The sequence below is a fragment of the Streptomonospora sediminis genome (assembly GCF_054778995.1).
Genome location: NZ_BAAGYZ010000056.1, coordinates 1 through 7227 on the forward strand (window position 1 = coordinate 1; position 7227 = coordinate 7227).

At 73.3% G+C, this 7227-nt stretch carries 6 protein-coding genes; 2 read left to right on the forward strand and 4 right to left on the reverse strand.

Annotated features, from left to right (window positions below; genetic code table 11):
* From ACYVD5_RS12010 to ACYVD5_RS12025, 4 genes are all read right to left on the reverse strand, one after another.
* The coding region (locus ACYVD5_RS12010; RefSeq protein ID WP_461001073.1) for an ABC transporter permease at positions 1-639 on the reverse strand (639 nt) is incomplete at its 3' end.
* Positions 632-1789: an ABC transporter ATP-binding protein gene (locus ACYVD5_RS12015; protein WP_461001074.1), complete on the reverse strand. Its 1158-nt coding sequence runs from the start codon at positions 1787-1789 to the stop codon at positions 632-634. The genes ACYVD5_RS12010 and ACYVD5_RS12015, both read right to left, overlap by 8 nt.
* A 149-nt stretch (positions 1790-1938) precedes the next feature.
* The gene (locus tag ACYVD5_RS12020; RefSeq protein WP_461001077.1) at positions 1939-2592 is read right to left on the reverse strand and encodes an HAD family hydrolase; all 654 of its coding nucleotides are present in this window, start codon (positions 2590-2592) and stop codon (positions 1939-1941) included.
* An 84-nt stretch (positions 2593-2676) separates the two neighbouring features.
* Positions 2677-3333, reverse strand: a complete 657-nt coding sequence (locus tag ACYVD5_RS12025; protein WP_461001078.1) for an NUDIX hydrolase — start codon at positions 3331-3333, stop codon at positions 2677-2679.
* Between the two features lie 526 nt (positions 3334-3859).
* Between ACYVD5_RS12025 and nadA the strand changes: the two genes are divergently transcribed.
* Together nadA and ACYVD5_RS12035 are read left to right on the forward strand one after the other, a co-directional pair.
* Complete coding sequence (gene nadA, locus ACYVD5_RS12030; protein WP_461001075.1) at positions 3860-4858, forward strand: quinolinate synthase NadA; 999 nt, start codon at positions 3860-3862, stop codon at positions 4856-4858.
* A 299-nt stretch (positions 4859-5157) separates the two neighbouring features.
* On the forward strand, positions 5158-6927 hold the full coding sequence (locus ACYVD5_RS12035; RefSeq protein ID WP_461001076.1) for an RNA polymerase sigma factor: 1770 nt from the start codon (positions 5158-5160) through the stop codon (positions 6925-6927).
* Positions 6928-7227 lie beyond the last annotated feature (300 nt).

Sequence of the window (7227 nt, forward strand, 5' to 3'; positions counted from 1 at the left end):
CGCCACCGACAGCACGATGCCCACCACGACCGGGGCGACGAAGTCGCGCGCGAAACCGTAGGTGAGGATGATTCCGCCCAGGCCGCCCAGCCCCACCAGGGAGGCGACGCTGACCATGCTGATGGTGGCCACCGCGGCCACGCGCAGGCCCGCGATGATCACCGGGACGGCCACCGGAAGCTCCACCAGCAGCAGCCGGCGCAGCGGGCCGAAACCCATTGCAACGGCGGCTTGGCGCACGTGGTCGGGCACCTGGTGCAAACCGTCGACGACGTTGGGCACCAGGATGGCCAGGGTGTACAGCGCCAGCGGGATGATGGCGGTCCACGGGCTGAACGCGGTGTAGGGCAGCAGCAGGAAGAACAGCGCCAGGGACGGGATGGCGTAGAGGGCGTTGACCCCGCCGAGTACCGGCGGGTAGAGGACGCGGTAGCGGACACTGAGCACGCCCAGCGGGACCGCGAGCACCAGTCCGATCAGCACGGGCGCGTAGGACAGCAGCACGTGCTCGGCCAGCATCGGCCCGACCGGGTCGTCGAGGTTCTGCCGCCCCCACTGCCAGCTTGCAATCGCCCAGTCCCACAGCGGGTTGCCGGCGGCGGCCTGCAGCGCCGGTACGGGCTGCCCCGCCTCAGCCACGGCCGTCCGCCACGGCAGCGGAGTTCTCGTCGCCGGTGCCCACGGCCCAGATGGCCGCGCCCAGCTCGGTCTGGGCGACGGCGCCCAGGGCGGTGCCGTCGTCGGCGACGCCCACGGCGCGCCCGGCCGGCGAGAGCACGGCGGCGTCGAGCGCGGCCCGCAGGGAGTCGGTGGCCACGGTGAACACGTGGCCGTAGCCGACCAGGTCCAGATCGGCGACTGCGCGGCCGCCGTCGGCGGTTGCGGCCAGTGTCTCGGCGGCCACCCAGCCCAGCGGACGGCGGTCGGCATCGACGGCCAGCAGCCAGGGTTCGCCGGTGCGACGGGCCACCTCGCGGGCCCCGGCCGCGGTCTCGCCCGCGGCGAGAATGACGTCGCTGCGCAACGGGAGGTCGCGGGCCGGGAAGAACGACAGCCGGCGCACACCGCGGTCGTAACCCACGAACGACTCGACGAAGTCGTCGGCGGGTTCGGCCAGCAGCCGTTCGGGGCGGTCGACCTGGGCGAGCCGTCCGCCGGGCCGCAGCACGGCGATGCTGTCGCCGACCTTGACGGCCTCGTCGATGTCGTGGGTGACGAACACCACGGTCTTGCGCAGTTCGGCCTGCAGCCGCAGCAGCTCGTCCTGCAGCCCGGTGCGGACCACGGGGTCGACGGCGCTGAACGGCTCGTCCATCAGCAGGACCGGCGGGTCGGCCGCCAGCGCGCGGGCCACGCCCACGCGCTGCTGCTGGCCGCCGGAGAGCTGGTGGGGGTAGCGGGAGGCGTGCTCGGGCGCCAGGCCCACCAGCTCCATCAGCTCGCGGGCGCGCTCGCGGGCCCGCGGCTTGCGCCAGCCCAGCAGCAGGGGGACGGTGGCGACGTTGTCGACGACCGTGCGGTGCGGGAACAACCCGGCCTGCTGGATGACATAGCCGATGGAGCGGCGCAGGACGGGCGGGTCCTGCCCGCGGACGTCCTGGCCGTCGATGGCCACCCGTCCGGCGGTGGGCTCGACCATGCGGTTGATCATCCGCAGCGCGGTGGTCTTGCCGCTGCCCGAGGAGCCGACCAGCACCGTGGTGTGGCCGGTGGGCACCGTGAGGTGGAGGTCGTCGACGGCGACTGTGCCATCGGGGTAGCGCTTGCTTACGCCCTCGAAGGTGATCATGTCCTCGGTGGTGTCTCTCCTCGGGGCGTGGCACGCCGATGCGTCATTCGCTTGCGTTTACCCGGCCTGAATCAGGTCAAACAGGGCAGGGACCGGCGGGGCCGCGGCCGGAATCAGGGCCGGAGCCGGAGCCGGCACCCGTTCGGCACTCAGCCGGTTTGGGCGCCGACCCAGGCCGGCAGCCCGTCCAGGCCGTCGAGCACGGTGTCGGCCCGGTCGGCCGCGGCGCGCCCGGCGTGCAGGTAGCCGAGCATGCCGCGGCGCAGCAGCGCGGCGCGCATCCCGGCCTGTTTGGCGGGCAGCACGTCGTTGTCGAGGCGGTCGCCGACGTAGAGGATTTCGGCGGGAGTGTTGCCGGTGACCGAAACCACCCGGTCGAAGAAGGCGGGATCGGGTTTGGCCACACCCCAGTCGTCGGAGACGTGGATCTGGTCGGCGGGCAGGTCCATGGCGGCCAGCGAGGCGCCGGCGGCTGAGGGCTGGTTGCCGGCGATGACCACGCTCACGCCCATCGCCTGCAGTTCGGCAAGAGCGGGGCGCACATCCGCGTAGAGGTCGCCGGCGTCGAAGTTCTCCCGGAGCGACTCGGGTTCCTCGGCCAGCCAGGCGGCGGATTCGGCGTCGAGCTCGAAGCCGGGTTTGACCAACCGGAACGCATCGGTCAGCGGGCGGCCTTCGGCGAGCACGGCGCCCATGAGGCCGAAGAAGGCCAGCCGCGGCACCCCCAGGCGGTGCGCCCACCGCTCGAAGATGCGGGTCTCGTCGATGAGGGTTTCGCCGACGTCGAGGACCACACTGCGAATCTTCACGAATGGGACGTTAACACGGCTCGGTGGCGGCACCCGGGCAGGTCGGCGCCTAGTAGGAAAACGCGTCCGCAATCGGCCTCAGCCGCCCGAGGGCGGGCGCAGCACGGCGAACGCGTCGGTGATCTCCAGGCGGCGGGTGCGGAAGCGGAACAGCGCCGCCGGGCGGCCGCCCGAGCGGCCCGAGGGCACGGAGCTGCCGGTCTCCTCGATCTGGCCGCGGCGCAGCAGTACGCGGCGCAGGTTGGTGGCGGCGACATCGTGGCCGAGCGCGGCGCGGTAATAGCGCGACAGCTCCGAGACGGTGAACTCCGGCGGCGCCAAGGCGAAGCCGACGTTGGTGTAGGAGAGCTTGGCGCGCAGCCGCCTGCGTCCCAAGTGCACGATGTCGGCGTGGTCGAAGCCCATCGGCGGCAGGTCGCCTGCGTGGTGCCAGCTGGTGTCGGCGGGCACCACGGGGTCGATGTCGGCGGGTACCAGGCCGAGGTAGGCGGTGGCCAGGATGCGGCCCTGGGGATGGCGGCCGGGGTCGCCGCAGGTCTCCAGCTGCTCCAGGTGGGTGAGGTCGCGGACGTCGACCTTCTGGGCCAGCTGGCGGCGGATGGAGGTGTCCAGGCCCTCGGCTCCGCCCAGCCGGCCGCCCGGCAGTGCCCAGTGCTCGCGGTAGGGCGGGCGCGCCCGCCGCCACAGCAGCACGCTGAGCTGGTCGGAGCGGATCTGGAAGACGACGGCGAGCACCTCGTGGCCGGCGGGTGCGCCGCCGGGGGGCGCCGGAGCGGCCGAAGCTGCGGCGGATGCGGGGGGTGCCGGCCGGCGCTGCTCGGCGGTTCCCGCGGTGCCCTCCCCGGAGGTCTCCGCAGTGGTCCCCGCAGTGTTCTCCGCAACACTGCGGGGTCCGGACTCGCTCGTGTTCACTTGTGTGCCCCCTCGGCCATGCCGCGGGCCGCGGGGCGCCCCGCGGCCCGGTCCGTACCCCGGTCGGCGAGGCGGCCGGCGACCTGCAACGCTTCCCGGATCCGGGTCCGGTCGGCGGGCCGGCGGATGGGCCGGAAACCGGCCCGGTCCGCCGGCGCTGCGCCGTGCCGTACCGCTTTGCCCGCGCTGACTGCCCCTGTCCCCGCCATGACCCCCCATGTTAGAGTGTTATGAGTTTTTGCCTACAAGACAAAAACTGGATGCGGGCACATCGCCGCAGCCGAAACGAGAGATGGCGATCCCTGGAGACCGGATCACCGGACCTCCCCCTCGTAGGAAGAGCACGGACATGGAAACCGTCACCGCCGCAGCGGACACGACGACCGGGCCGGAATGGGCCGCGGAGGTCCGTCGGCTGGCCGAGGAGCGCGACGCGGTCATCCTCGCGCACAACTACCAGCGTCCCGAGATCCAGGACGTGGCCGACCACACCGGCGACTCGCTCGCGCTCTCGCGCCTGGCCGCCGAGATCGACGCGAGCACGATCGTCTTCTGCGGCGTCCACTTCATGGCCGAAACCGCCAAGATCCTCGCCCCGGACAAGACGGTCCTGCTGCCCGAACCCGCGGCGGGCTGCTCCCTGGCAGACACCATCACCGCCGAGGACGTGCGCGCCTGGCGCGCCGAGCACCCCGGCGCCGCCGTGGTCGCCTACGTCAACACCAGCGCCGCGGTCAAGGCCGAGTCCGACATCTGCTGCACCTCCTCCAACGCGGCCGACGTCATCCGCTCCATTCCCGAGGGCCAGGAGATCCTGTTCCTGCCCGACCAGTTCCTCGGTGCGCACGTCAAGCGGGTCACCGGCCGCGAGAACATCCACGTGTGGATGGGCGAGTGCCACGTGCACGCCGGAATCGACGGCCACACCCTGCGCGAGCGCGCCGCGGCCGAGCCCGACGCCGAGCTGTACGTGCACCCCGAATGCGGGTGCGCCACCTCAGCGCTGTACCTGGTGGGCGCGGGTACCGTGCCCGAGGAGCGCGTCAAGGTGCTCTCCACCGGCGGCATGCTCCGCGCAGCGGAGCAGTCCTCGGCGAGCAAGGTCCTCGTCGCCACCGAGACCGGCATGCTGCACCAGTTGCGCTCCGCCAACCCCGTTGCGGAGTTCGAGCCGGTCAACCCGCGGGCGGAGTGCCACTACATGAAGATGATCACCGCGGACAAGCTGCTCGGGGCGGTGCGCGACGGCTACGGCGAGATCCGCGTCGACGACGAGACCGCCGCCCGGGCGCGCCGCTCGGTGGAGCGGATGGTCGCCATCGGCACGCCCTCCCGCGGCGGGGAGTGAGCGCCGCCGGCATCAGGGCGGCACCGGCGGGCCGGCCCGCCCGCACCGGATGGGGCGGGCGGGCCGGCGGAGCAGCGGAGCGGGCGGCGAAACGGCGGAAGGTAAGCGCAGCGGCACCCTTCGCCACGTCCAGTAGCCCGGCACTGAATTCGAGGTAACAAAACCCTTACCGTCGAGCTGCATGTTTTCTATGTACCGGACAACGTTCCACCTAGATCACTAGCGTTATCGGACAACTCCGGCCTATCGCCCCGAGACGGGCGCGTCGGCCGGTGCATGTCGCGCTTTTGGGAGGGAACGTGACATCGCTGTCCGCACAACGAACAACCGCACACCAACCGAAGGCGCCCGGGAGAACCGGGCGCTCGCCGCACGCCCCGGCAGGGCGGCACCGCGCGGCCCCGGACACCGAGCTGGCCGCCGACCTGCGCCGCCGCACCGGCTACGACCGGTGCTACGACGTGTTCGCACCCCAGCTCTACCGGTACTGCTGGTCGCTGCTGGGGCCCGGCGGCACCGCGGCCGAGCCCGACCGCGCCACCGGTGCACTGTACGAGACGTTCCTGGCCGCCGCGCACCGCATCGACGCGCTCCGCGACGAGGCGGAGTTCGCCGCGTGGCTGTACGCACTCGCCCGCACGGCCGCCCGCCGGCGCGGGTTCGCCACCCGTTCGCCCTACGCCCAGCTCGCCACCGCCGAGGCGGAACAGGCGGTGGTGCAGTTATCGCTGCGGCTACCGCCCAGCCACCGCGAACTGCTGGAGCTGTACCTGCGCCACGGCCTGTCCACCCCACGCATCGCAGCCATCCTCGGTCTCGGCGCCGATACGACGGCAGAGCTGTGCCGCACCGCGGTACTGCACTCCGCCGAGCTGCTGACCAGGCACGACCTGGTTCCGGAGGGTGCGAGCGACCGCGGACCCGAGCACTGCATACGCATGGTCCTGGGCGCCCTCGAACCGCCGGGCCCGCCGCCCGCGCTGCGCGATCGGGTACTCGGCGACTGCGCGTCGGCGCAGGCCGCGGCCGAGCGCAGCGCGGCCGCCGAGGCGCTGGCTCCGCTGGGCGCGGACGGATTCCCGCTGCACCGCGACCGCACACCGGGCGCCGGACCGTGCGAAGCCGCCGGGCAGACCGCCGCAGCCGGGGCGGCTGACAGCGACGCGGGGGACGGCGGCGCTGGAGAGACGGCGGCCCTGCCCGCCGACCGCGTCACAACACGCGACGTGCCCGCCCGCGCCGACCCCGAGCCGGTGGCCGGGCCCGGTCCCGGCGCCGCAGCCGGCGCAGGGGGAGGCGATGCGGCGGGTGATCCGGGCGGCGGCGGCCGCGCGGGCAGGCGGGGCAGACGGAGCCGGTGGGTCAGACCCGGCAGATGGGGCAGACCGAACGGGCGGGACCGCAACGGGACCGGAGCAGGCCCGGAGAGGTCCGCGGCCGGATCCGGGTTAGGTGCCCGGTGGCCGACCCCGATCACCGCACTGCTCGCCGCCGCGGCCGTCGTGGCCTGCCTGTGGGGCGCGGTGGCCGGCGTACGCATGCTGACCGGCGACACGGTCACCGACACGGGCGCGCTGCAGCCGCCCACGGCGGCTCCGTCCATCGAGGGCGCCCCCGGAGCGGTATCCGAACGTCCCGGCGGAGCCGCCGGCGACGGGCAGCAGCCCGGGGATGCCGGCACACAGGTACACCCGCAGCCGCCGGCGGACGCCACCGTCCGCCCGCAGGAGGCCCCGGAGGCCGGCGGCCCTGCCGGCCAAGGTGCGGCCGGCGCCTCGACCGCGCTGCCCGAAGCCGAAGCCGGCAGCGACCCCGCAGGAACCGGCTCGCTGGACACCGAGGATCCGCAGGACGGTACGCGGGACAACGGCGACGGCAACAGCGGCACCGAGGGCGGCGGCACCGGCGATGGCGATGGCGATCCGGACGGCTCCGGTTCGGGTTCGGGTTCGGCGGGCTCCGGCTCGGACGGCGGCGACGGCCAAGGCGCCGGGTCCGACGGCGGCGGCTCCGTCTCCGACCTGTTCGACGACCTGATGGGCTTCTTCGGCACCGGAACGGGAGACTGAGCCCCGCCCGAGGATGGGGCGGAGGCTGCGGTTGCGGAGGCAGCGGTTGCGGAGCTGGGCTGGGCTGGGCGGCGGCAATGGTCGGCTGTGCCGCCTTGTGCGCTGCCGGGCGACGGACTTGTCTGCGAAAACGCGGCACCAAAGGCGGCGGTCGGCCCGGTAGGCGTGCGCGCGGCCGCTGCACCGGGTTCCGGGGCTACGGCCGGCGGTGATCATGCAGTAATGCCCATCTCAGCTTTAACCTCGGGCTTTCACGGCGGGCGTGACCGCAGACCCCTCTGGACATGCGAAAGGTGCTTC